This window comes from Bradyrhizobium tropiciagri, assembly GCF_018130505.1.
In the GTDB taxonomy this organism is placed as follows: domain Bacteria; phylum Pseudomonadota; class Alphaproteobacteria; order Rhizobiales; family Xanthobacteraceae; genus Bradyrhizobium; species Bradyrhizobium tropiciagri_B.
Window position 1 is genome coordinate 204,948 of record NZ_JAFCKH010000002.1, and the last position, 24,882, is coordinate 229,829.

Annotated in this window: 24 protein-coding genes and 1 other RNA gene; 14 read left to right on the forward strand and 11 right to left on the reverse strand. The window is 66.1% G+C overall.

The genetic code is table 11. The features are described 5' to 3' along the window. Window positions 1–2: 2 nt before the first annotated feature. The 3 genes from JQ633_RS05240 to JQ633_RS05250 all read right to left on the reverse strand — a co-directional run bounded on the left by JQ633_RS05240 (window position 3) and on the right by JQ633_RS05250 (window position 2,974). A complete protein-coding gene (locus JQ633_RS05240; protein WP_211983156.1) occupies window positions 3–698 on the reverse strand; it encodes a cytochrome c biogenesis CcdA family protein in 696 nt (231 codons plus the stop codon). A gap of 352 nt (window positions 699–1,050) precedes the next feature. Further along, entirely contained in the window at window positions 1,051–1,662 is a 612-nt protein-coding gene (locus JQ633_RS05245; RefSeq protein WP_211983158.1) for a sigma-70 family RNA polymerase sigma factor, read from the reverse strand. Between the two features lie 247 nt (window positions 1,663–1,909). Then, entirely contained in the window at window positions 1,910–2,974 is a 1,065-nt protein-coding gene (locus JQ633_RS05250; protein ID WP_211983160.1) for an acyltransferase family protein, read from the reverse strand. 165 nt (window positions 2,975–3,139) lie between these two features. Between JQ633_RS05250 and JQ633_RS05255 the strand changes: the two genes are divergently transcribed. The 6 genes from JQ633_RS05255 to JQ633_RS05280 all read left to right on the forward strand — a co-directional run bounded on the left by JQ633_RS05255 (window position 3,140) and on the right by JQ633_RS05280 (window position 10,354). Beyond that, the gene (locus tag JQ633_RS05255) at window positions 3,140–4,459 is read left to right on the forward strand and encodes a UDP-glucose dehydrogenase family protein (RefSeq protein WP_211983162.1); all 1,320 of its coding nucleotides are present in this window, start codon (window positions 3,140–3,142) and stop codon (window positions 4,457–4,459) included. 153 nt (window positions 4,460–4,612) lie between these two features. Next, complete coding sequence (gene hrpB, locus JQ633_RS05260; RefSeq protein WP_211983164.1) at window positions 4,613–7,081, forward strand: ATP-dependent helicase HrpB; 2,469 nt, start codon at window positions 4,613–4,615, stop codon at window positions 7,079–7,081. Window positions 7,082–7,506: 425 nt separating this feature from the next. Then, a complete protein-coding gene (locus JQ633_RS05265; RefSeq protein ID WP_249158841.1) occupies window positions 7,507–8,019 on the forward strand; it encodes a TIGR02281 family clan AA aspartic protease in 513 nt (170 codons plus the stop codon). Between the two features lie 65 nt (window positions 8,020–8,084). After that, window positions 8,085–8,381: a nucleotidyltransferase family protein gene (locus JQ633_RS05270; RefSeq protein WP_211983166.1), complete on the forward strand. Its 297-nt coding sequence runs from the start codon at window positions 8,085–8,087 to the stop codon at window positions 8,379–8,381. After that, window positions 8,371–8,709 (forward strand): HepT-like ribonuclease domain-containing protein, encoded by a 339-nt coding sequence (locus JQ633_RS05275; protein WP_211983167.1) that lies wholly within the window; start codon window positions 8,371–8,373, stop codon window positions 8,707–8,709. The genes JQ633_RS05270 and JQ633_RS05275 overlap by 11 nt, the downstream gene beginning before the upstream one ends. Before the next feature lie 145 nt (window positions 8,710–8,854). Next, complete coding sequence (locus JQ633_RS05280) at window positions 8,855–10,354, forward strand: phosphomannomutase/phosphoglucomutase (protein ID WP_211983169.1); 1,500 nt, start codon at window positions 8,855–8,857, stop codon at window positions 10,352–10,354. 163 nt (window positions 10,355–10,517) lie between these two features. On the opposite strand, the gene JQ633_RS05285 is transcribed toward JQ633_RS05280, so the two are convergent. From JQ633_RS05285 to JQ633_RS05300, 4 genes are all read right to left on the reverse strand, one after another. Further along, on the reverse strand, window positions 10,518–11,015 hold the full coding sequence (locus JQ633_RS05285; protein ID WP_211983171.1) for an Lrp/AsnC family transcriptional regulator: 498 nt from the start codon (window positions 11,013–11,015) through the stop codon (window positions 10,518–10,520). Window positions 11,016–11,091: 76 nt separating this feature from the next. Continuing rightward, on the reverse strand, window positions 11,092–12,039 hold the full coding sequence (locus JQ633_RS05290; RefSeq protein ID WP_211983173.1) for a sugar kinase: 948 nt from the start codon (window positions 12,037–12,039) through the stop codon (window positions 11,092–11,094). Between the two features lie 80 nt (window positions 12,040–12,119). Continuing rightward, on the reverse strand, window positions 12,120–13,070 hold the full coding sequence (nudC, locus tag JQ633_RS05295) for an NAD(+) diphosphatase (RefSeq protein ID WP_211983174.1): 951 nt from the start codon (window positions 13,068–13,070) through the stop codon (window positions 12,120–12,122). A gap of 6 nt (window positions 13,071–13,076) precedes the next feature. Next, entirely contained in the window at window positions 13,077–13,496 is a 420-nt protein-coding gene (locus tag JQ633_RS05300) for an HIT domain-containing protein (RefSeq protein ID WP_211983176.1), read from the reverse strand. 109 nt (window positions 13,497–13,605) lie between these two features. Here JQ633_RS05300 and ffs point away from each other — a divergent pair. From ffs to JQ633_RS05325, 5 genes are all read left to right on the forward strand, one after another. Further along, an RNA gene (ffs, locus tag JQ633_RS05305) (signal recognition particle sRNA small type) lies at window positions 13,606–13,702 on the forward strand. Window positions 13,703–13,811: 109 nt separating this feature from the next. Further along, window positions 13,812–15,665, forward strand: coding sequence for a DNA polymerase III subunit gamma/tau (locus JQ633_RS05310; RefSeq protein WP_211983178.1), 1,854 nt, complete (start codon window positions 13,812–13,814; stop codon window positions 15,663–15,665). A gap of 21 nt (window positions 15,666–15,686) precedes the next feature. Continuing rightward, window positions 15,687–16,007 (forward strand): YbaB/EbfC family nucleoid-associated protein, encoded by a 321-nt coding sequence (locus tag JQ633_RS05315; RefSeq protein ID WP_211983180.1) that lies wholly within the window; start codon window positions 15,687–15,689, stop codon window positions 16,005–16,007. Further along, window positions 16,008–16,613 (forward strand): recombination mediator RecR, encoded by a 606-nt coding sequence (recR, locus tag JQ633_RS05320; RefSeq protein WP_028335942.1) that lies wholly within the window; start codon window positions 16,008–16,010, stop codon window positions 16,611–16,613. A 151-nt stretch (window positions 16,614–16,764) separates the two neighbouring features. Next, window positions 16,765–17,190: a hypothetical protein gene (locus JQ633_RS05325; RefSeq protein ID WP_211983182.1), complete on the forward strand. Its 426-nt coding sequence runs from the start codon at window positions 16,765–16,767 to the stop codon at window positions 17,188–17,190. A gap of 194 nt (window positions 17,191–17,384) precedes the next feature. On the opposite strand, the gene JQ633_RS05330 is transcribed toward JQ633_RS05325, so the two are convergent. Then, a complete protein-coding gene (locus tag JQ633_RS05330; protein ID WP_211983185.1) occupies window positions 17,385–18,764 on the reverse strand; it encodes an AmpG family muropeptide MFS transporter in 1,380 nt (459 codons plus the stop codon). Between the two features lie 243 nt (window positions 18,765–19,007). Continuing rightward, a complete protein-coding gene (locus tag JQ633_RS05335; protein ID WP_211983186.1) occupies window positions 19,008–20,216 on the reverse strand; it encodes a DNA recombination protein RmuC in 1,209 nt (402 codons plus the stop codon). A 172-nt stretch (window positions 20,217–20,388) separates the two neighbouring features. Here JQ633_RS05335 and def point away from each other — a divergent pair, with 172 nt between their 5' ends. The 3 genes from def to truA all read left to right on the forward strand — a co-directional run bounded on the left by def (window position 20,389) and on the right by truA (window position 22,661). Beyond that, window positions 20,389–20,916, forward strand: coding sequence for a peptide deformylase (gene def, locus JQ633_RS05340; RefSeq protein WP_211983188.1), 528 nt, complete (start codon window positions 20,389–20,391; stop codon window positions 20,914–20,916). Window positions 20,917–20,985: 69 nt separating this feature from the next. Continuing rightward, a complete protein-coding gene (gene fmt, locus JQ633_RS05345) occupies window positions 20,986–21,921 on the forward strand; it encodes a methionyl-tRNA formyltransferase (RefSeq protein ID WP_211983190.1) in 936 nt (311 codons plus the stop codon). After that, on the forward strand, window positions 21,921–22,661 hold the full coding sequence (gene truA / locus JQ633_RS05350) for a tRNA pseudouridine(38-40) synthase TruA (RefSeq protein ID WP_211983192.1): 741 nt from the start codon (window positions 21,921–21,923) through the stop codon (window positions 22,659–22,661). The genes fmt and truA overlap by 1 nt, the downstream gene beginning before the upstream one ends. 138 nt (window positions 22,662–22,799) lie before the next feature. Here truA and dapE read toward each other — a convergent pair whose 3' ends face one another. After that, window positions 22,800–23,966, reverse strand: coding sequence for a succinyl-diaminopimelate desuccinylase (gene dapE / locus JQ633_RS05355; RefSeq protein ID WP_211983200.1), 1,167 nt, complete (start codon window positions 23,964–23,966; stop codon window positions 22,800–22,802). Then, window positions 23,963–24,607 carry a DUF805 domain-containing protein gene (locus tag JQ633_RS05360; RefSeq protein ID WP_211983202.1) on the reverse strand — a complete coding sequence of 215 codons (645 nt, stop codon included), beginning with the start codon at window positions 24,605–24,607 and terminating at the stop codon, window positions 23,963–23,965. The genes dapE and JQ633_RS05360 overlap by 4 nt, the downstream gene beginning before the upstream one ends. Between the last annotated feature and the right edge of the window lie 275 nt (window positions 24,608–24,882).

Consider the following 24,882-nt stretch of genomic DNA (forward strand, 5'->3'; position numbering starts at 1 on the left):
ATCTACAGGCCGATCTGGCCGTTGGGATAGAATTGCGTCAGCCACGCCACGATCAGCGTGTCGTATTGCAGGTAGGACAGCGCCGCGAAGGCGATGATCACGACGCCAAAGCCCTGCTGCAGGCGCGGCGCGATCCGCGCGAGGCCGCGCACGCGGGTGGTGACGGCCTGGCCGCCATAGGCGATCGCGAGCATCGGGATCGCCGCGCCGACCGCGTAGGTGACGAGCTGCAGGCTCGCCCATGCGGTGTCCTTCGAGGTCGCGACGATGGTCAGGATCGAGCCGAGCACCGGACCCGCGCAGGGCGTCCAGACCAGGCCGAGTGTCGTGCCGAGCACGAAGCCGCCGAACAGGCTTTGCGACGGCACGGCGTTACCGAGGCCGCCGGCCGCGCCGGAGAGCCGGATCGACAGCCATTCGAACGGCGCCGGCCAGATCATCAGGAGGCCGAAGCCGGCGAGCAGGATCGCCGCGCCGGTGCGCAGCACGTTCGGATCGAAATCGAAGGCGCGCGTGATCGCGCTCAGCAGCAATGCCACGATGGAGAATGACATCACGAAACCGAGCGCGATCATCGCGGGCCGCGCCTTGCCGGTCTGGCCTATCGATGCCCCGAGGAGGATCGGCAGCATCGGCAGGGTGCAAGGAGCGGCGACGGTGGCGACACCGGCAAGCAGGGCAAGAGCAAGGCTGAGCATCGTCGTCCGTCCATCAGATCCCGGCGCGCCGGAAAGGCCGTGCCAGGGATGCCTGATGTACTTCGGCAAATGGCTTGCGCTGTTACCGCGGCTCGCTCGCGGGCGGCCTCACGTCTGTGTGACGCGGGCGTGGCTCGCCATCACGGAAACCGGACCGATGCCAGGGGGCTGATGCGCGCAGGCGCCAAATAGAGAACGACCCGGGCGGGGGGCATCCCGGCCGGGTCGTTGGAGGTCACTTGGGAGGTTGGTTCAAAAAGCGTCGTCGTCGGTAAAGGTTATAACGGGCAAATTTTTCGGGCCGATGTCGTCGTCTGTTTCAATTGTTTCGTCGCAAGGTTTTCTCGGTGTCTTACGCCGCCACGCTGTCCACGCCGGCGCCCTTCAGGAGGTCGGCGAGCTGCTTGCGGGCATAGAACATCCGGGTCTTCACCGTGCTCTGCGGGATGCCGATGATCTGTCCGGCCTCTTCGACCGACTTCTCATGGTAGTAGACGAGGTTGATGATCTCGCGGTGGGCCGGCGACAGCTTGGCGACGCAGGCGCGCAGAATCTGGCTGGTGGTGGCGCGGTCCAGCGAGGTCTCCGGGGTGTCGGCCCCGTCGGCGATCTCCAGCACGTCCTCCTGGTCGATGTCCTCATGCTTGCGCTGGCGCAGCGCGGTCAGCGCCTTGAAGCGGGCGATCGACAGCAGCCAGGTCGAGACCTGCGAGCGGCCCTCGAACTGGGTGGCGGTGCGCCACACGTCCAGGAACACCTGGCTCACCAGGTCTTCAGCCAGCGTGGTGTCGCGCACCATGCGGAGCACGAAGCGGTAGACCCGGACGCTGTGGCGGGAATAGAGCACGTGCATCGAAGTGCGGTCGCCCTTGCCGATACTCTCGAGCAGCATTTCATCCGAGGTCGCGCGGGCAGCGACAATGTGCTTCTTGGCTGCGGCGTTGATGGCGATGACGTTCGGCATGACAGGCTCCCAGTTCGCCGTTAGGCGGCAGTTCGTTGGGAGAATTGTTAGTTAGCGCCGGTTTCGGGATGTCTGCGCCAAAAGCGGAAAATGGTTTCGTGAGCGGGAGAATTGTTTCGTCAGCGGCCCGGCGACGAAACATTCGGGGTTAAAAGTCCAATAATTTCAACAGGTGGAAAATCGCGATGGCCGAATCCGGCCCTTCGGGAACGAATCCGCTCCGTGACTTTCGGCACTTTCGAGGGGCCTATTCAGCCGCCTGCAAAGCGGGCGCTGTCTTCTTCGGGGCAATCCAGAACGCGGCGGGGCGCTCGAACAGGAAATTCGCCCCGGCCGCCAGCGCCAGCCGCCAGATCACCAGCGAGCCGGCGACGCCGACCGCGGTCACGATCAGCGAGATCAGGCCGATGTCGGTGATGATGCCGGTCCGCAGCATCAGCGTCCGGGTCGCGGCCATCGGCAGGAAGAAGGCGAGGTAGATCACGATCGAATGCTCGCCGCAGAAGCGCAGGAAGTTGAGCCAGTGCGCCCGCGCCAGCAGGGTGCCGATCACGATGATCGCGCAGGCGCCCGCAAGGCCGAGCGCCAGCGACACCAGCGGCCATTCGCTGACGTCGAGCGCGACCAGCCCGCCATTGACCAGCGCCCACAGCCCCAGTCCGAGCAGGGCGAGCGCAGGCCGGGCCCGTGCCCGGTCAGACAGCGCGAAGACGTAAGTCGCCAGGACGTAGCCGGTGAAGAAATAGACGAAGCGCGAGCAGAACTCGTCGATCACCATCCAGCCGGTGGTGACGTGCGCCATCTCGAGCGCGGCGGCCAGCAGCCAGATGACGAGCGGGTGAATGTTGCGTGTCAGTTTGGTGACGATGAAGAAGATCGGCAGCAGGTAGATGAACCACAGCGTGCCGAACGGCTCGATGAAGGATTGCAGATAAAGCAGCCCGGCCTGAGCCCAGCCTGCCTCGGCGGCTACCGACGGCGCCTTGAAGCCGAGCTGGATCGTCACCCACAGCACATAGAAATAGGCGAAGTGCACCACCTTGCGGTCGAGATAGGTACGCCAGTCACGGTCGATCACGACCGACAGGAAAAGCCCGGAAATCAGGAAGAAATCCGGCATCCGGAACGGCTTCGCGAACATCACGACATAATGCATGAAGCCGGTGTCGTGGGCGGCCTTCTCGACCCCGAGCACCGAATGCATCATCACCACCATCACGATGCAGATGCCCTTGGCATAGTCGACCCAGTCGACACGCTCGCCGGTTCCGGCGGAACGATCTGTCGCGGTGGTTGTGCCGTTTATGGTCATCTTCGTCCCGTTTCACCCCAATCGGGGTATCATCCGTCCGATCCGTTGCTTTCTCCTTTATTCATACAAACAATGTGCCGGAGACCTGCGCTTTCCCTTGATCGGCAAATGCTCTAAGAGGCGCACGAATCCAGGGCTGGTTAACCATAGGAAGCGGGTGGTTTCATGCGCATTGCCATGATTGGCACGGGTTATGTGGGATTGGTGTCGGGTGCGTGTTTTGCGGATTTCGGTCACGATGTGACCTGCGTGGACAAGGATGCCGGCAAGATCGCCGCGCTGCATCGCGGTGAGATCCCGATCTTCGAGCCCGGTCTCGATGCGCTGGTCGCGGCCAATGTGAAGGCCAAGCGGCTCGAATTCACCACCGACCTCGCGGCGCCGGTGGCCGAGGCCGACGCGGTGTTCATCGCGGTCGGCACGCCGTCGCGGCGCGGCGACGGCCATGCCGACCTCACCTATGTCTACGGCGCCGCGCGCGAGATCGCCGCCGCGCTGAAGGGCTTCACCGTCGTCGTCACCAAGTCGACCGTGCCGGTCGGCACCGGCGACGAGGTCGAGCGGCTGATCCGCGAGGCCAATCCCGCCGCCGATGTCGTGGTCGCCTCCAATCCGGAATTCCTGCGCGAGGGCGCCGCGATCCGCGACTTCAAATTCCCCGACCGCATCGTGGTCGGCACGGAGGACGAGCGCGGACGCAAGCTGCTCGGCGATGTCTACCGGCCGCTGTCGCTCAACCAGGCGCCGCTGATGTACACCGCACGGCGCACGGCGGAGCTGATCAAGTATGCCGCCAACGCCTTCCTCGCCACCAAGATCACCTTCATCAACGAGATCGCCGACCTGTCCGAGAAGGTCGGCGCCGACGTGCAGGAGGTCGCGCGCGGCATCGGGCTCGACAATCGCATCGGCTCCAAGTTCCTGCATGCCGGTCCCGGCTTCGGCGGCTCCTGCTTCCCCAAGGACACCCGCGCGCTGATCCAGATCGCGCAGGACCACGACGTGCAACTGCGCATCGTCGAGGCCGTGCTCGGCGTCAACGACAACCGCAAGCGCGCCATGGCGCGCAAGGTCGCGAGCCTCTCCGGCGGCAGCCTGCGCGGCAAGACCATCGCGGTGCTCGGCCTCACCTTCAAGCCCGACACCGACGACATGCGCGAGGCGCCGTCGATCCCGCTGGTCACCGGCCTGCTCGACATGGGCGCCAAGGTGCGCGCGCACGATCCGGTCGGCATGGAGCAGGCGCGCAAGGAGCTGCCCGACATCGACTATTGCGACGATCCCTATGAGTGTGTGAAGGGCGCCGACGCCATGGTCGTGGTCACCGAGTGGGTGCAGTACCGCACGCTCGATCTCGATCGTCTGAAGGCGGAGCTGAAGCAGCCGGTCGTGATCGACCTGCGCAACATCTACCGTCCCGAGGACATGGCCGCGCACGGCTTTGCCTATGACAGCGTCGGCCGCGCGCCGATGCCGCGGGCATGATATCTGTGTCACCTCGCCCCGCTTGCGGGGAGAGGTCGGCGCGAAGCGCCGGGTGAGGGGGACTCTCCACAAGCGCGGCTGTGGAGAATCCCCCTCACCTGACCCTCTCCCCGCAAGCGGGGCGAGGGGAAATGTCGCCACACCGGATCAATATTGCCTCGAACTTTTGACTCACCGCTCCCGATCGATGCCGTGCTCGATGATCTCGATCGCACGCTCGAGGGGCACAACGCCGCGGTGCTGGTGGCGCCGCCCGGCGCCGGCAAGACCACGCGCGTGCCGCTGGCGCTGCTCGACGCGCCCTGGGCCAAGGGCAAGAAGATCATCGTGCTGGAGCCGCGCCGCATCGCCGCGCGGGCCAGCGCCGAGCGGATGGCGAAGACGCTCGGCGAGCGCACCGGTGATACCGTCGGCTATCGCGTCCGCTTCGGCTCGAAGGTGTCGCGCGCGACCCGGATCGAGGTCGTCACCGAGGGCATATTCTCGCGCCAGATCCTCGACGATCCCGAGCTCAATGGCGTCGCCGCGGTGCTGTTCGACGAATTCCACGAGCGCTCGCTCGATGCAGACCTGGGCCTTGCGCTGGCGCGCGACGCGCAGACCGGCCTGCGCGAGGATCTGCGCATCCTCGTGATGTCGGCAACGCTCGACGGCGCGCGCGTCGCAAGGCTGCTCGGCGAGGCGCCGGTGGTCGAGAGTGAGGGCCGCGCCTTCCCGGTCGAGACCCGCTATGTCGGCCGCAAGATGGATGCGCCGGTGGAGCGGCAGATGGCCGACACCATCGCGACCGCGCTGCGCGCCGACGCCGGTTCGGTGCTGGCCTTCCTGCCCGGCGCGGCCGAGATCCGCCGCACGCAGACCTTCCTCGCCGAGCGCGTGCAGGATCCCTCGTTCGAGATCGTGCCGCTGTTCGGCGCACTCGATGCGACCGTGCAGGACCGCGCCATTGCGCCGGCGCCGAAGGGAACGCGCAAGGTGGTGCTGGCGACCTCGATCGCCGAGACCTCGCTGACCATCGAGGGTGTGCGCATCGTGGTGGATAGCGGCCTCGCGCGGGTGCCGCGCTACGAGCCTGATATCGCGCTGACGCGCCTCGAGACGGTGCGGGCCTCGCGCGCCGCGGTGGACCAGCGGCGCGGCCGTGCCGGCCGCATCGAGCCCGGCGTCTGCTACCGGCTCTGGGACGAGCCGCAGACCGCCTCGCTCGCGGCCTACACCGCGCCGGAAATCCTCTCCGCCGATCTGTCCTCGCTGGTGCTCGACCTCGCGCAATGGGGCGTCAGCGATCCGTCGAGCCTGGCGTTCCTCGACCCGCCGCCGGCGCCGGCGTGGAAGGAGGCGAAATCGCTGCTGAACGAACTCGGCGCGCTCGACGGCGACGGCCGCATCACCGCCGAAGGGCAGAGCCTGCGTGCGCTGGCGCTGCCGCCGCGGCTGGCGCGCATGATCGTGGATTCCGCCCGCTTCGGCGCGGCGGAGGCGGCGGCCGAGATCGCGGCGGTCCTCACCGAGCGCGGGCTCGGCGGTGACAGCGTCGATCTCGATCACAGGCTCGACCAGTTCCGCCGCGACCGCTCGCAGCGGTCGTCGAGCGCGCGCAGCATGGCCGAGCGTTGGGCGAGGCAGGTCGAGACCTCGGCGGGCGAACAGAAGGATATTTCGACCGGCGTGATGCTGGCCTTCGCGTTCCCGGATCGCGTCGCGAAGAATCGCGGCAATGGCGGCTTTGTGCTGGCCAATGGCCGCGGTGCCGCGGTCGAGCAGACCTCCGCGTTGGCACGCGCGCCCTATATCGCGGTCGCCGAGTTGACCGGCACGGCGGCGAGCGGCCGCATCCTGCTGGCGGCGCCGATCACGCAGGACGAGATCGAGCAGCGCTTCGGCGACCAGATCGAGAATGCCGAGGAGGTGACGTTCGACCGCGGCGCGATGGCGCTGCGCGCGCGGCGCAGACGGTCGCTGCATGCGATCACGCTGTCGGAGGCGCCGATGTCGCTGTCGCCGTCGGCCGAGACCGCGCGCATCTTCGCCGCCGGCCTGATCGCCGCGGGGCTCGACCGGCTGCCCTGGTCGAAACATGCCATTCAGTGGCGCGACCGCGTCATGTTCCTGCGCAAGGCCGAGGGCGAGAGCTGGCCCGATCTGTCGGACACCGCGCTCGCCGCGCGCGCCGGGGACTGGCTGGTGCCGGCGCTCTACGACAAGGCCGCGCTGAAGGAGCTCTCCGCCGGCGATCTGTCGGATGCGCTGACGTCGCTGCTGCCGTGGGAGCTGCGTGCCCGGCTCGACCGCGAGGCGCCGACGCATTTCGAGGCGCCGACCGGCACCCAGCTTGCGATCGACTACGAGGCCGAGCAGGGCCCGACCATCGCGGTGCGGCTGCAGGAGCTGTTCGGGCTCAATACCCATCCCTCGATCGCCAAGGGCGCGGTGCCGCTGGTGCTGGAACTGCTGTCGCCGGCGCAGCGCCCGGTGCAGGTGACGCGCGACCTGCCGGGCTTCTGGCGCGGCAGCTATGCCGCCGTCCGTTCCGACCTGCGCGGCCGCTACCCCCGCCACCCCTGGCCGGAGGACCCTGCCAGCGCGATGCCGACCCGCCGGGTGAAGCCGCGCGGCACGTGAGCGCGGGACGCAGCTTCGTAGCCCGGATGGAGCGAAGCGAAATCCGGGAGCGTGCTACCCGCGGATGAAGCGGCCCCGGATTGCGCTGCGCTCCATCCGGGCTACGGACTGTGTCCCCATTCTCCACTGTCATCGCCCGGCTTGACCGGGCGATCCAGTACGCCGCGGCCCATCGGTTCAATAACCGCGGCCTCTGGAATACTGGATCACCCGGTCAAGCCGGTGATGACACCGCGTTGTGTGGCCCGACCCCGCCCGTGGAGAGGCTCAGCCTCGCGTGTCCAAATCAAAGCGCCAGCCAGAGCACCGCATTAACCCTTCGCTCATCCTTTTCGCCAAAATGGCAGGCTCGCGCTGCCGGCCTTGCTCGCGGCGGGGCGTGCGGCGTGGTGAAATTGCGTGTTCGGTTCTCCGAGTATGGTGTCATGCGTAATTTGATGATTTTCGCGGCCATCCTGATCGGGCTGGGCACGTTCATGGCCCAGACGGCCAGCAAGATGACGCCCGCCGCCGCGACCACGGCGCAGACCACGAAGGCTCCCGCCCTCACCGTCGCGCAGGCCGGCGCCCGCACGCTCAGCATCCCGCGCGATCCCCGCGGGCATTTCGCGACCGACGGCCGCATCGACGGCCAGCGCGTCGAATTCATGATCGACACCGGCGCGTCGGTGGTCGCCCTGAACGAGACCTCGGCCGCGCGCTTCGGTGTGCGTCCGACGCCGAACGACTACAACGCGCGCGTCTCAACCGCCAACGGCACCGTCAAGGCCGCGCGCACCCGCATTGCCATGATCCAGCTCGGCGACCTCACCGTGCGCGACGTCGAGGCGCTGGTGCTGCCCGACGAGGCGCTGTCGGAAAACCTGCTTGGCCTGTCCTTCCTGTCGAAGCTGAAGCGCTTCGAATACGCCAACGGCAAGCTGGTGCTGGAGCAGTAAATCTCTGCGATTCAGCGTGGATGCGGCCCCTCCCGGTCGCCGCTTCCGCATGCTATGATGGCTGCATGAACAGTACCGATGCGATCGACACGTTGCGACGTTCCGAGCAGGCCCTGCGCCGGCGCGGCGTGACGCATGCTGCCCTGTTCGGCTCGGTCGCGCGGGGCGATCACCGCGCTGATAGCGATATCGATATCATGATCGAAATCGATCCGGGCGCCCGATTGACGGTCTTCGACTATGTCGATCTCAAGCAATATATCTCAGGACTTTTTGAAGGGCCCGTGGATGTCGTCAATCGCGACGCGCTGAAGTTACACGTCCGACCTACTGCTACGGCCGATGCCATCTATGCCTTCTGATCGCGTTGAAGGTACGCTTCGCGACATCCTGCATCACGTACACTTGGCCACGACGTTCATCGAAGGCCACGATCGTCAGACATTCAAATTGGACATTCGATCGGTCTACGCGGTGACGCGTTGCCTGGAAATCATTTCGGAGGCATCGAGGCGCCTCCCGGAGGAGCTCAAGGCGCGCCATCCCGGAATCGCCTGGAAGCAGATGGCAGGGGCCGGCAATGTCTATCGGCACGACTATGAAGACGTCGCTGCACAGTTTGTCTGGGATACAGTCGAATTCGCGCTGCCGCCTCTGAGAACGGTCGTCGAGCAGAGATCCAGCGCCTGATCGGCTAGCCCGGGGCTCACCCCGATGCCACCGCCATTTCTGCCGCAATTATCGGCCACCAGCCATTAGTCTCACCTTTCGCTTGGCCGGCGCATTCGCTAAGGCTGCGGCGATGTTCCTCCGACTTCGACCATAAGGCCGATCCATGTTTCCCAAGCCGAAATCCGCGCTGGTTCCGAATACCTATGCCTTCGAATCCGAGCCGATGGTGAAACCGACCGGGTTTCGCGAATACGATGCGCGGTGGCTGTTCAACAAGGAAATCAACCTGATGGGCGTGCAGGCGCTGGGCATGGGGCTCGGCGCGCTGATCACAGAGCTCGGCGTCAAGCAGGAGATCGTCACAGGCCACGATTTCCGCGGCTATTCCGCCTCGATCAAATACGCGTTGATCTCCGGCCTGATGGCGGCCGGCTGCAAGGTGCATGATATCGGCCTTGCCGTCACTCCGATGTCATACTTCGCCCAGTTCGATCTCGACGTGCCCTGCGTTGCCATGGTCACCGCCTCGCACAACGACAATGGCTGGACCGGCGTCAAGATGGGCGCCAACCGTCCGCTCACCTTCGGCCCCGACGAGATGACGCGGCTGAAGGAGATCGTGCTCAACGCCGAGTTCAACAACAAGGCCGGCGGCTCCTATCAATTCCATGAAAATTATCCGGCGCGCTACATCGCCGACCTCACCAACCGGCCGAAGCTGAAGCGCAAGCTGAAGGTCGTCGCCGCCTGCGGCAACGGTACCGCCGGCGCGTTCGCGCCGCAGGTGCTGGAGGCGATCGGCTGCGAGGTGATCCCGCTCGACACCGAGCTCGATCACACCTTCCCGAAATACAATCCGAATCCGGAAGACATGGAGATGCTGCACGCGATCCGCGATGCGGTGCTGGCGCACAAGGCCGATGTCGGTCTCGGCTTCGATGGCGACGGCGACCGCTGCGGCGTGGTCGACAACACCGGCGAGGAGATCTTCGCCGACAAGGTCGGCGTGATACTGGCGCGCGACATGTCGGCGATCCACAAGGACGCGCAGTTCGTCGTCGACGTGAAGTCGACCGGCCTGTTCGTCACCGATCCGGTGCTGCAGAAGCAGGGCGCCAAGACCGTCTACTGGAAGACCGGCCATTCCTACATGAAGCGCCGCACCAACGAGCTCAATGCGCTCGCCGGTTTCGAGAAGTCCGGCCACTTCTTCTTCAACAAGCCGTTCGGCCGCGGCTATGACGACGGCCTGGTGTCGGCGATCGCGATCTGCGAGATGCTCGACCGCGCGCCCGGCAAGTCGATGGCCGACCTGAAGAACGCGATTCCGAAGACCTGGTCGTCGCCGACGATGTCGCCGCATTGCGCCGACGAGGCGAAGTACGGCGTGGTCGATGCTGTCGTGAAGCACTTCGAGACGCTGCAGCAGAAGGGCGAGCAGGTCGCGGGGCAGAAAATCCGCGATCTCGTCACCGTCAACGGCGTCCGCGTCACGGCCGAGGACGGCAGCTGGGGCCTGGTGCGCGCCTCCTCGAACAAGCCCGAGCTGGTGGTCGTGGTCGAGAGCCCGGTCAGCGAACAGCGCATGCACGACATGTTCGAGGCGATGGATTCGGTGCTGCGCACCCATCCTGAGGTCGGCGAGTACAATCAGAAGATCTGAGAGAGCGCCGGCCACGAGCAAGCTGTCATCGCCCGGCTTGACCGGGCGATCCAGTACGCCGGGGCCTATCGGCTCAACAATGACTGTCTCTGGAATACTGGATCGCCCGGTCAAGCCGGGCGATGACAGCGGCGAGGGCGATGACAGTGGCGTGTGTCGATGCTTACGCCGCCGGCACCGGCAGCGCGGTCACCGACTTGATCTTCTCCATCGCGAAGCGCGAGGTGACGTTCTTCAGCGGCACCGCTGAGATCAGCTTCTTGTAGAAGACGTCATAGGCCTGCATGTCGGCGACCACGACGCGCAGCATGTAGTCGACATCGCCGGCCATCCGGTAGAACTCCATCACCTCGGGCATGGCGCTGACGGCGTCGGCGAATTTGCGCAGCCAGGCTTCCGAATGGTCGGCGCTCTCGACCGAGACGAACACCGAAATCCCGAGCCCGATCTTGTTCTGGTCGACCAGCGCCACCCGGCGAAGGATCACGCCGTCGGCCTCAAGCCGCTGGATGCGCTTCCAGCACGGTGTCGACGACAGCCCGACCCGATCGCCGATCTCGGCGACGGAGAGCGAGGCGTCCTCCTGCAGCACGGTCAGGATCTTGCGGTCGATGGTGTCGAGGCGGCGGTTCTCGGCAATCTGAAGGGCGGCGTCGGACATAGAAGAATGTTCCATATGATGGGTTGGTATCCCTCATATATAGAAAAATCTTCTCAGGCAAGCGGTTCCTGCCCGCCTAGGCCGCCCCGACTTCCTGGTGCTCGGCCAAAAACGCTTCAACTTCAGCACGTTGCGGTGCGGCATAAGCGCCCCCGTAGCGGGTGCATTTCAGCGCTGCAGCCGCGGAGGCGAAGCGCAGCGCCTGCCGCAGCTCCTGCCCCTCGGTGACCGCGAGCGCGAACGCCCCGTGGAAGACGTCGCCGGCCCCGAGCGTGTCGACGGTATGGACCGGGAACGCCGCCGTCTCCTCCAACTCACCCTTTTCATTGAGCCAGATCGTGCCCTTGGGGCCCCTTGTGCCGGCCAGGAACGAGGGGGTCAGCTTGGCGAGTTTCTGCAGCGCCTGGCCGTCGTCGGTGACGTCGGCGGTCTCCTGCAGCGGCTCGCTGGAGAACACCAGGTGCGAGGAGGCGGTGAGAAGCCCCTCGCGCATCGACATCGCGCGGTCGACGTCGACCACCACGGGAATGCCGCGCCGCACCGCCTCGGCGCACAGCTCGGTGCAGAACGAGGCGCAGCGGCTCTCGGTCAGGATCGCCGCGCAGTCCTCCAGCAGCACGTCGGTCGGCGGCAGCTTCACCTTCCACAGCTCCGGATCGCGGAAGGTGACGATGGTGCGCTCGCCGGTATCGTCGATCATGATCGCCGAGATCGGCGTCACGAGATTGGGCATGTGGATGAGATGGTTGGTCTCGATGCCTTCTTCGGCCATCTTGTCGAAGATGTAGCGGCTCGAGGTTTCCTTGGCATCGCCCATCGGTCCGCAGATCGAGGCCCGGCCGCCCAGCCGCGCGATGCCGATCGCCGCGTTCAGGGCGTTGCCGCCGCAGATCTCGTCGAAATGCGTCGCGTTTTCCTTGGAGCCGCGCGCCGGGACGCTGACGCGGAAGGTCAGGTCGCGCACCGGAAGGCCGATGCAGAGGATGCGAGGCGAGGCTTTCGAGGCGCCGGCTTTGGAATTCATGCGGGGGTCCATCGTGCTGGTTCCGCTTGGGGTGAGAAGCGGTGTCCCGATCTAATCGGCAGGGCGATTTCCGGTTCCCGCTAATTGTCCAACGGATTTCCGTCGTGCACCCAGCGGCCGAGCAGATGATGGGCGATCGCGAACGGATGCGGGCCGGCGAGGCCGTCGGGATGCTGGCGCCGCAGCATCAGCGTCGCCTCGGCGCGGTCGAACCAGCGGGCATCCTCCAGCTCGGTGCGGTCGACCACGATCTCCTCATTGGTCGCGCGCGCGGTGCAGCCGATCATCAGCGACGACGGATAGGGCCAGGGCTGCGTCATGTAGTAATTGACGTCGGTGCAGCGGATGCCGGATTCCTCGAAGATCTCGCGGCGCACCGCGTCCTCGATGGTCTCGGCGGCTTCGACGAAGCCGGCGAGGCAGGAATACATGCCGGGCATGAACTGCTTCTGGCGGCCGAGCAGCACCTTGTCGCCGTGGGTGACCAGCATGATCACGACCGGATCGGTGCGCGGGAAATGCTCGGCCTTGCAGCTCGGGCACTCGCGCTTCCAGCCGCCGTCCTTCATCGCGGTGCGCGCGCCGCAATTGGCGCAAAAGCCGTGGCGCTGGTGCCAGCCCACCATCGACTTCGCCATCGCGATCGCCGAAAGCTGCTCCGGCGGCACCACGCCCTGCATCGCCATGCCGCGCAATTCGGTGACCGCGACGTCGCTGCGTCCGACCAGCTTCTCCGCCGCCTGCGGCGCGATGCCCATGCCGAACACCGGCGCGCCGTCGCGCAGGCCGAGGAAGATCGTGCCGGGATTGGCGCCGAAGCCGCGCGCCTCGTCGAGCGACAGCAGCGCGCGGGCGCCGCCGTCCTCCTGCTTCACCACCAACGAGTCGCGATAGATCACATAGGCCCGTGCCTCGCGGTGCCCCTCCATCGCGAATAGCTTTTCGTCATTGGCGCGCAGATGCGCGGCGCGGTCGAGCACATTGGTGACGAAGGCCGGCTGCCCGAGCGGAAAGGAATTGGATGCAGACATTGAATATCAACCCAACCAGATCTTGCGGCGAAGCGCGTTGATGAAATTCTGCACTTCCTCGGCGTCATGCGCCAGCGGCGGCATCACGCCCCAGACGGGACGCGGCCATGCAGCGTCGGTGGTGCGGCGGGCAATGACGTGGACGTGCAGCTGCGGGACGAGGTTGCCGAGCGCGGCGACGTTCAGCTTGTCGCACTTGGTCACTTCCTTGAGCGCCCGCGAGGCGCGGGTGATTTCGGTCATCAGCTGCGCCTGCTCGACCTCGCCGAGGTCGATGATCTCGACCGCGCCCTCGCGCCGCGGCACCAGCAGCAACCAGGGATAATGCGCATCCTTGATGACCAGCACCTTGCAGAGCGGCAGGTCGCCGATATCGATGGTGTCTTTTTCGAGCTGCGTATGCAGCGTCCATTTGGCTGACGGCATGGAGGGCAAGTAATGCCTTTCCGTGTTCCCTTACAAGTCCCACAAACCCGACCCATTAACCCGGTCAGGCCGCTTGCTTTCCGGCGCTTTTGGCCCCAAATAGGGACCGGGAGATTGGCGGTGGACGAGCCACTCGCCAACCGGGTCAGGTCCGGAAGGAAGCAGCCCTAACGAGGTCCGGATCGGGTCGCTCGTCAGTCTCCTACCTGTTTTTCCGAGCGAATCGCGCTGGAACGGCGGTCTCCGCGCCCGGCGCTCGATTTTGGCTCCTATCCGCACGCCGGCTGCCGAGAGAGATAAGTTGCGGATCGACGCATGAACGACGCTGGCGACCCTCCCCATTCGTCCGACGGCGCGGGCCAGAGCGGCTTCGACCAAGGCGGTTTTGATTTGGGCGGCGCGTCTGATCCCGCCAAGCCCTACCGGGTTCTCGCCCGCAAATACCGCCCCTCCAGCTTCGAGGATCTGATCGGCCAGGAGGCCATGGTGCGCACCGTCTCGAACGCGTTCGAGACCGGGCGGATTCCGCAGGCCTGGATCCTGACCGGCGTCCGCGGGGTCGGCAAGACCACCACCGCGCGCATCCTCGCCCGTGCGCTGAACTACGAGAAGCCCGACGGTTCGGTGACGGGCCCGACCATCCACATGCCCGACCTCGGCGTGCACTGCCAGGCGATCATGGAAAGCCGGCACATGGACGTGCTGGAGATGGACGCCGCGTCCCACACCGGCGTCGACGATGTCCGCCAGATCAATGACAGCGTGCGCTATGCGCCGGCCAGCGCGCGCTACAAGGTCTACATCATCGACGAAGTCCACATGCTGTCGACGGCGGCGTTCAACGCCTTCCTGAAGACGCTGGAGGAGCCGCCGGAGCACGCCAAGTTCGTGTTCGCCACCACCGAGATCCGCAAGGTGCCGATTACGGTGCTGTCGCGCTGCCAGCGCTTCGACCTGCGCCGCGTCGAGGCCGACGTGCTGATGAAGCATCTCGGCAACATCGCGGCTAAGGAAGGCGTCGAGGTCGAGCCCGAGGCGCTAGGCATCATCGCGCGTGCCGCCGAAGGCTCGGTGCGCGATTCGCTGTCGCTGTTCGACCAGGCGATCGCGCATGCCGCCGGCAATGTGAAGGCCGATGCCGTCAGGCAGATGCTCGGTCTCGCCGACCGCACCCGCGTGATTGATCTCTTCGATTCCCTGGCGCGCGGCGATCTTGCCGCTGCGTTCGCCGAGTTCCGCGCGCAGTATGATGTGGGCGCCGATCCGGTCGTGGTGTTGTCCGACCTCGCCGAGTTCGTCAATTTCGTCACCCGCGTCAAGGTGGTAGCGGCGACCGCCGAGAATGTCGCATTCGGCGAGACCGAACGGGTGCGCGCGCGTGAGTTCGCCGTCAAACTGTCGATGCGGGTGCTGTCGCGGATGTGGCAGATGCTGCTCAAGGGCATCGCCGAGGTGCAGACCGCGACGCGTCCCGCCGCCGCCGCCGAGATGGTGCTGGTGCGGATCGCCTATGTCGCCGATCTGCCGACGCCGGATGAAGCCATCCGGATGATCGAGCAGAATGGCGGCGGCGCTGCGCCGGCGACCTCGTCGGGCGCCTCCTCGCCGTCGCGGGGCGCACCGTCCGCGTCGATGTCGACGATGCCGTCAGCGTCGGTTCGTGCGCCGCAGGGCGCGCCGCGCGCCGATCTGGCGGCGCGGCCGCAGATGGCGGCGCCGGCAGCCAACGCCGCACCGGCGCTACGTATCACGAGCTTTCCGCAACTGATCGCGCTCGCCGGCGAGAAGCGCGACATCATGACCAAGGCCGCGCTGGAAGCCGATGTCCGGCTGGTGCGCATCGAGGACGGCCAGCTCGAGATCGCGCTGGAGCCGAAGGCGCAGCGCGCGCTCGTCACCGATCTCTCCCGCAAGCTCGAACTATGGACCGGGCGGCGCTGGACTGTGATCATCTCCAACGAGGCCGGCCAGCCGACCGTGCGCTCGCAGAACGAACTGGCGCGCAGCGAGCACCAGCGCGCCGCCGAGGCCGATCCGCGGGTGCAGGAGGTGCTGTCGCGGTTTCCCGGCACCAAGGTGATCGAGGTTCGCCGCCTGGCTGCCGAGGTCCCGGTGGCGGATGCGACCGGCGAAGACCCGATTGAAACTTCCGACAGCGACGACGATTGATCTGGTTATAGGGATTTAGCCATGGCTGATTTTCTCGGCATGATGAAACAGGCAGCGCAGCTGCAGTCCAAGATGCAGGCGATGCAGGACGAGCTCGGCAATGTCGAGGTCGAGGGCATCTCCGGCGGCGGCCTCGTCGCCGTGCGCATGACCGCGAAGATGGAAGTGAAGGGCGTCAGGATTGATCCCTCGCTGATGAAGGAAGAAGAGCGCGAAGTGCTCGAGGACCTGCTCGTCACCGCGCATGGCGACGCTCGCCGCAAGGCCGAGGCGGCGATGCAGGAAAAGATGATGGCGATCACGGGCGGGCTCGGCCTGCCGCCGGGATTTGGTCCCACTTAAATGGCTGCAAGCGTTGCAGGCCCGGAGATTGAACGCCTGATCCAGCTGCTCGCGCGGCTGCCCGGGCTCGGCCCGCGCTCGGCGCGGCGTGCGGCGCTGCATCTGATCAAGAAGCGCGAGGCCTTGATGACGCCGCTGACCGCGGCGCTGCAGGTCGCGATCGACAAGATCCAGGTCTGCAAGACCTGCGGCAACATCGATACACAAAACCCCTGCACGGTGTGCACCGATCCGCGCCGCGATCCCTCGATCATCGTCGTGGTCGCCGACGTCGCCGATCTCTGGGCGCTGGAACGCGCCAACGCGACCAATGGCCGTTATCACGTGCTCGGCGCGACGCTGTCCCCGCTCGACGGCGTCGGCCCGCAGGACCTCACCATCGATCAGTTGGTGGCGCGCGCGCATGCGCCCGAAGTCAGCGAGATCATCCTGGCGCTCAATGCCACCGTCGACGGCCAGACCACGGCGCACTACATCACCGACCTGTTATCGGAAGCCAATGTGCGGGTGACGCGGCTGGCGCATGGCGTGCCCGTCGGCGGCGAGCTTGATTATCTCGATGAAGGTACGCTATCGGCTGCGATGCGGCAGCGGACGCTGTTCTAGCGCGAACGGCGCATGAGGGGATGCTGCGGCTCCCGCCAAGCGAGCCGGCACGATCGCGAAAGGTCGCGCTGAAACAATATGATAGGGTTGGATGACGATTCGGGGACGGTCATCCAAGCTTTCTCGCGAATCAGAGACGGAATCATTGAAAATGACGACACACCGATTCGGCGTTCGCCTGGGCTTTGCGCTTCTGGCGGTAACCTTGGCTGTGCCTTGCGCATTGGCGCAGCAGGCCGAAGCGCCGCAGAAGCCCGGCAAGCCGATCCATTCCGGCGAGGTGCTGTCGGGGGAACTCAGCGCCCTGCGGGTGCGCTCCGGCAAGCAGGGTAAGCGGGTCGCCACCTACCAGATCACCAGCGAGCCGCGCCGTCTGCCGGCGCCGAACGGCCTCTGCAATCTCGAGACCGGGCCCGAGACCTTCCAGCTCGTCACCACCAGCGACGCGCAGACCACGCAGCTCAAGCGGCTCGTCGGCAAGGAAATCTCGGTGAAGATCGACGAGGTCGCCTGCGCCCAGGACGCCGGCCAGGTCAGCGAAGCCATCGTCACGAAGTGGAGCGTGGTGGCGAAGTAGGCTCGCGCCTCGATGTAGGCTCGTGCCTCAATCTCGGTGTCATCGCCCGGCTCGACCGGGCGATCCAGTACGCCGCGGCCTCTCCATCGAAACTCGTAGCCCGTAGCCCGGATGCAGCGAAGCGAAATCCGGGGCAGTCGTGCCAGCCGCGAGACTTTCCCGGATTGCGCTTCGCTGCATCCGGGCTACAGGTCCTAAACCCTTATCGGCCCCAGCTCGTCGAAATGCCCACGCTTCTGCAGCCAGGCCAGCAGCAGCAGGCTCGGCACCGCGACCAGCACGCAGATCACGAAGAACGCCGACCAGCCGACATATTGCGCCACATAGCCCGCGCCCGATGACAGATAGGTGCGCCCCACCGCGGCGAGCGCGGTGAGCAATGCGTACTGGGTTGCGGTGTGCAGCGGATTGCGGCACAGCGCCGAGAGATAGGCGACGAAGATCACGGTGCCGATCGCGCTGGTGAAATTCTCCGCGGTGATCGCGAGCGCCAGCGCCCATTGATTGACCCCGACATGCGCCAGCCAGGAGAACGACAGGTTGGCGAGCGCCTGCAGCACGCCGCCGATCCACAGGCTGGTCGCGAGCGGATAGCGCCGCGCCACGAAGCCGCCGGCAAAGCCGCCGATCAGGGTGGCGGCGAGGCCGACGCCCTTCACGATCGCGGCGTAGTCGACCTTGGAGAAGCCGATGTCGATCACGAACGGCGCGGTCATGGTGCCGGAGAACGCGTCGGTGAATTTGAACAGCACCACGAAGGCCAGCGCGACGAAGGCGTCCTTGCGGGTCAGGAATTCGGAGAAGGCACCGAGCGCCGCGTGGAACACGCGCTGGGCCGCGTTCTGCGTATGCGTCGCCGCTTCGGCATCGCGCGATTGGGCCGGCTCGGTCGCGGCAAGCGCGGTGACGATGCCGATCAGGATCATCGCCGCCATCACCACATAGCCCCACATCCACGCCGTCGGACGCGCAAGGCCCGACGCCTCGAAGCCGGACACGATGAACAGCGCGCCCGCGGTCGACACCAGCATGCCGACGCGATAGGCCGCGACATAGGACGCCATGCCGGCGGCCTGCTCGCTCTCGGGCAGGCTCTCGACGCGGAACGCATCGACCACGATGTCCTGCGTTGACGACATGGTCGCCACCAAGAGCGCGGCAAAGGCGGCGAACCACGGCGAGCGCGCCGGATCCGCCATCGCCAGCACCAGGATCGCGGCGATCAGCAGCAGCTGCGAGAACAGCAGCCAGCCGCGGCGCCGCCCGAACATCTGCGTGAACAGCGGCACATGCAGCGCATCGACCAGCGGCGCCCACAGGAACTTGAGCGTATAGGGCGTGCCGATCAGCGCCAGCAGCCCGATGGTACCGAGATCGACGCCGGATTCCTTCATCCACACCTGCAGCGTCGAACCCGACAGTGCCAGCGGCAGGCCGGACGAGAAGCCGAGCAGCAGCACGATCAGCACCCGCGGCTGCAGGTACACCGCAAGGCTGTCGCGCCAGGAGGTGCGGCGCGGCGGCTCCGGTGTCGGCTTGGTCGACGCGTCCGACGAAGCTTGAGGTGCTGTCATGAGCCCGTTGGTAGCAGATTCGGCCGCAAAAAGACTGTCATCGGCCTGGTGGCGTGCTCCCATCTGTCGCCTCTGGAATACTGGATCGCCCGGTCGAGCCGGGCGATGACACCGGTGGTGAGGTGCGAGCTGCGGTAACGTTGGCAGCAGATTCGAGCCACAAAGATGGTGTCATCGCCCGGCTTGACCGGGCGATCCAGTATCCCAGAGGCCTATCTGCCGCCACCAACCATCTCCGGGTAATCACTCCCCCGCCTGCAGCTTGCGCGGGGCGGGGAACAACTCCGGGGGTGCGCCTTTCACGAAGCGCGGCACCTCGATCGGGGCTTCGGACTTGCTGAAGTCGAGCTCTTCGATGCGGCCGGCGCGCTTTTCGATCTTGTCGGCGGAGATCAGGATCTGCCGGACGTCCTCGTTGACCTGGCCGAAGTGATTTTGCAGCTTGAGCACGCGCTCGCGCAGGCGGCCGAGGTCGTCGCCGAGATGCATCACCTCGTTGCGGATCTGGTCGGCGGCGTCGCGGATGCGGGCATCCTTGAGGATCTGCTGCATCACCTGGATCGCCAGCATCAACAGCGAGGGCGACACCAGCACGACGCGGGCGCGGTAGGCCTTCTGCACCACGTCGTCGAAACCGTCATGGATCTCGGCGTAGACTGATTCCGACGGCACGAACATCAGCGCGGTGTCCTGGGTCTCGCCCGGGATCAGGTATTTCTCCGCGATGTCGCTGACATGCTTGAGCACGTCGATGCGAAGCCGCTGGCTGGCGAATTTGCGCTCGTCGTCGCTGCGCGCGTCGTGCAGCGCGGTCATCGCCTCGAGCGGAAATTTTGCATCGATGCACAGTGGCCGCTGGTCGGGCAGGAACACGACGCAGTCCGGCCGCTTGCCCGTGCTCAGCGTGTGCTGGAACTCGTACGAGCCCATCGGCATGCCGTCCTGAACGATCGCTTCCATCCGCGCCTGGCCGAACGCGCCGCGCGACTGCTTGTTGGCGAGCACGTCGCGCAGCGTCGTGACCTGCGTCGTGAGTTCGTTGAGGTTCTTGTGCGCGTGATCGATGATGCCGAGCCGCTCGTGCAGCACGCGCAGCGAGTCCATCGTGTTGCGGGTCGATTGTTCCATCGACTGGCCGACCCGGTGCGTCACCGAATCCAGCCGCTCGTTGACGGCGCGGGCCATCTCGGCCTGTCGGCCGGCCAGCGCCTGGGCCATCGCGTCGACCCGTCCCGAGGCTTCGCTCTGGGCGCGCAGCATGTCGGCGAGCCGCTCCTCCAGTTCGTCGGCGCGGATGGTCTGGGCCATCGCCAGTTCCGCGCCGTGCCGGCTCGCCCGCGCGATCACGACGGCGATGGTCAGCAGCAGGATCAGCGCCAGCACGCCGAGGCCGATCAGCGCGTCGGAGACATGGACCGGCAGGTCGCCGATGGTGAGGAGAATCTCGTTCATGCCCGCCGTTGTAACCCGATTCGCGGCCGGCTGCGAACGAAGAGGGAACGCTTATGGTTGATCAATCCCTGATTTTCGTGGTTAACGTCGCGTGAAGAAACGCGGTTAACAGCGGCTTAACCGGTTCCGGAAGCGCATTGACCCCATCATGTCAGCGGCTTAAATCGCGCGCATGGCATTAAGAGAAATCATCATCCTGCCGGACAAGCAGTTGCGGCTGGTGTCGAAACCGATCGAGAAGGTGACGGCGGAAATCCGCAAGCTCGCCGACGATATGCTCGAGACCATGTACGACGCGCCCGGCATCGGGCTGGCGGCGATCCAGGTCGCCGAGCCGCTGCGGCTGATCACCATGGACCTCGCCAAGCGTGACGAGAACGGCGAGACCCAGGCCAAGCCGCGCGTCTTCATCAATCCGGAGATCGTCGCGCATTCGGAGGAATTGTCGGTCTACGAAGAGGGCTGCCTCTCGATCCCCGAATATTACGAGGAGGTCGAACGCCCGGCGCGGGTGCGCGTGCGCTTCCTGGATCTCGACGGCAAGGTGCATGAGGAGGATGCGGAGGGGCTCTACGCCACCTGTATCCAGCACGAGATCGACCATCTCAACGGCGTGCTGTTCGTGGACTATCTGTCGAAGCTGAAGCGTGACCGCGTCTTCAAGAAATTCGAGAAGGCCGCCAAGCGCGCGGGGGAGTAGCGTTGCCCATCGGCGTCATGGCCGGGCTTGACCCGGCATGACGGAAACACCTTCTGCCGAGCTGATTTGATGTCCCTCCGCCTGATCTTCATGGGCACGCCCGATTTCGCGGTGCCGACGCTGCTGGAGCTCGTGGCTCATGGTCACGAGGTCGTGGCGGTCTATACCCGCGCGCCGAAGCCGGGCGGGCGGCGCGGGCTGCAGTTGCAGCCGACCCCGGTCGAGCAGGAGGCGCGGCGGCTCAACATTCCAGTGCTGACCCCGAAGACACTGAAGACGCCGGAAGCGCTCGAGGAGTTTCGCGCCCACGAGGCCGACGCGGCTGTTGTCGTCGCCTACGGCATGATCCTGCCGCAGGCCATCCTCGATGCGCCGAAGCTCGGCTGCTTCAACCTGCACGCCTCGCTGCTGCCGCGCTGGCGCGGCGCGGCGCCGATCAACCGCGCCATCATGGCCGGCGATGCCGAGAGCGGCGTCATGGTGATGAAGATGGACGTCGGCCTCGACACCGGCGACGTCGCGATGGCAGAGCGGCTTGCGATCTCGGACAGCATGACGGCATCCGACCTGCACGACGCGCTGGCGCCGCTCGGCGCCGACCTGATGGTGCGCGCGATGGGTGGGCTGCAGCGCGGCGGTCTGCAACTCACGAAACAGAGCGAGGACGGCGTCACCTACGCCGCCAAGATCGACAAGGCCGAGGCGCGGATCGACTGGAGCCAGCCGGCGCACGCGGTGCTGCGGCATATCCACGGACTGTCGCCGTTCCCCGGCGCCTGGTGCGAACTCGCCGGCGAGGGCGAACCGGTGCGGCTGAAGATCCTGCGCTGCGAGCTGGCGAAAGGCGCGGGCGCAGCAGGCGATGTACTCGACGATCACCTCGCGATCGCCTGCGGCGAAGGTGCGATCCGGATCCTCGAACTGCAGCGCGCCGGCAAGGCGCCGATGAAGGCGTCGGACTTCCTGCGCGGCACGCCGCTGAAGCCGCCGGCGCGGCTGGCCTGATGCCGCGCTACAAGCTCACCATCGAGTATGACGGCACGCCGTTCTCCGGCTGGCAGATCCAGGACACCGCGCCGACCGTGCAGGGGGCGCTGGAAGCCGCGGTGAAGGCGATCTGCGGCGAGGATGTGCGCGTCCACGGCGCTGGCCGCACCGACGCCGGCGTGCACGCACGCGGTCAAGTCGCGCATTGCGATATCGCCAAATCGTTTCCGCGTGGGCGCCTGCGCGACGGGCTGAACGCGCATCTGCGGCCGAACCCGATCGCGGTGCTCGCGGCTGACATCGTGGCCGACGATTTCGAGGCGCGCTTCTCGGCGATCAAGCGGCACTATCTCTACCGCATCGTCAACACCCGCGCGAACCTCGCGCTCGACATCGGCCGGGTCTGGCGGGTGCCGCGCGCGCTCGATGCCGGTGCGATGCACGTCGCCGCGCAGCGTCTGCTCGGCAAGCACGATTTCACCACCTTCCGCGACACCGAGTGCCAGGCCAAGTCACCAGAGAAGACGCTGGACCAGCTCGACGTCACGCGCGAGGGCGATGCCGTCAACATCGTGACCTCGGCGCGCTCCTTCCTGCACAGCCAGGTGCGCTCGATGGTCGGATCGCTGGTCTGGGTCGGCGAGGGCCGCTGGAGCGCCGACGATCTCGCCGCCGCCCTCAAAGCCCGCAACCGCGCCGCCTGCGGCCCGGTCGCCCCGCCCGATGGCCTCTATTTGATGCGGGTGGATTACGAGTGACCCCCAACCCCTACTGTGCATGGGGTTGTTTTCGAGGTTTTGTCGGTCGCGTAGGATGGGTGGAGCGAAGCGATACCCATCATCCCGCCCCTAACGCGATGGGTATCGCTGCGCTCCACCCATCCTACGGCTGCGGGCTTAGCTGAAATACCGATCCAAAATCCCGCGATAGATCCGCGTCAGCTTCTCGAGGTCGGACACCGGCGTGCGCTCGTCGACCTGATGCATGGTCTGGCCGACCAGGCCGAATTCGATCACCGGGCAATGGCTGAAGATGAAGCGCGCATCCGAGGTGCCGCCGGAGGTCGAGAGCTCCGGCTTGCGGCCGGTAACCTCCTCGATCGCCGACACCGCGAGGTCGGTGAACGCGCCGGGTTTGGTGACGAACACGTTGGAGTTCGACGGCGCCCAGTCGATGCGGGCGCGGATGCGGTTGCCGCAAGCCTTTGCGAGGCGCTCGTCGACCAGCCGGCGCAGGCTCTCCTGGCTGTGGTTGTCGTTGTAGCGGATGTTGAACTTCGCCCGCGCCTGGCCGGGGATGACGTTACCAGCGGTATTGCCGACATCGACCGTGGTGAATTCGAGGTTCGACGCCTGGAATTGCGCGCTGCCGCGATCGAGCGGCTCGTCGCTCAGCGCCACGATCAGCCGCGAGATATCGGGCACCGGGTTCGAGGCGCGATGCGGATAGGCGACGTGGCCCTGCACGCCGTCGACGATCAGCGTGCCGGATTGCGAGCCGCGCCGGCCGATCTTGATCATGTCGCCGAGCACCTCGACATTGGACGGCTCGCCGAGCACGCAATGGTCGAATTTCTCGCCGCGCTCGGCGCACCATTTGAGCAGCTTGACGGTGCCGTTGATCGACACGTCCTCCTCGTCGCCGGTAATCAGGAACGAGATCGAGCCGCTGCCGTTGGCCGTTGGCTGGCCGCCATGGTCCTTCAGATATTGCAGCACTGCCGCGACGCTGCAGGCGATGCCGCCCTTCATGTCGACCGCGCCGCGGCCGTAGAGGTAGCCGTCCTTGACCTCGCCGGAGAACGCGCCCAGCGTCCATGCGGCTTCATCGCCCGGCGGCACCACGTCGGTGTGGCCGGCGAAGGTGATGTGCGGCGCCGTGGTACCGATGCGGGCATAGAGATTGTCGACGTCGGCGGTGCCGGGCTCGGAGAAGGTCACGCGATGGACCTCGAAGCCGGCAGCCTTCAGCAGCGCTTCGAGAACGCCGAGCGCGCCGGCATCGGCGGGCGTGACGGACGGACAGCGGACGAGATCGCGGGTAATCGAAACGGCATCACTCATGCCCCCCGCTTAACACGCCACACCGGAGGTGGACCAGCTTTGTGCGGCACGATTTCGATCTCGCTCTGCTGATCCCAGCCCTGCGCTGTACGCGGCCTGTTGTCGCGGTCGTCGCGCGGTCTTCCCTGGACTTTTCCGAGCGGATTGGGGCCGTAGAGATTGGGATGACGGGTGCCGCTCAAGCATGCCAGTTCGATGAAGGCCCAGATGTACAGCGCGATGGCGATCGCACCGGCGATCGAGTATGCGTAGACGCTCTCCGGCAGCCGGTCCGCGAACTGGTTGATGAGCCCCGGCACCACGAAGAACGGGATCATCCACCACGCGCTCCTGTCGCGGTCGTGCAGGCGCTTGATCGAGATCGCGAGATAGACCCAGGTGAACAGCGCCGTTCCGCCGGCCTTGACGAGCAAGGTGGGTATCTGGCCGGCGGTCAGGGACTTGTAGGTATCGGGATCGAGGGCCCTGAAGATGTCCTCGACATTGAAGCCGAACGACGTGCCTTTGCCGCCACCAAGCCCGAGCGCGATCAGCAGCGCCGCCAGGAAGACCATCCAGCAGACGATGATCAGCCCTCCGAGCCAGAACTTGGCGCGGTTGATGCGGCCGTTGAAGCGGAACAGGTACCAGACCCAGTCCATGGCGAAGCTCCGGGCGGCGGGTGTTGCGGCCCGGAGATTGGTCGTTGCTGACGGTATTCTGGTTCGAGACCTTCAATCCCGTCACCCTGAGGAACGCGTAGCGCGTCTCGAAGGGTGCACGGCCATCAGTCGGGCCGCGACCCTTCGGGACGGCCACTTCGTGGCCTCCTCAGGGGTGACGGTGACAGGCTGAACGTCGGGGCTATCGCCGCTCAATCCCGAGCAGCTCGTTGATGCTGGTCTTGGCGCGCCCGGCCTTGGCCGGGACGACGGGT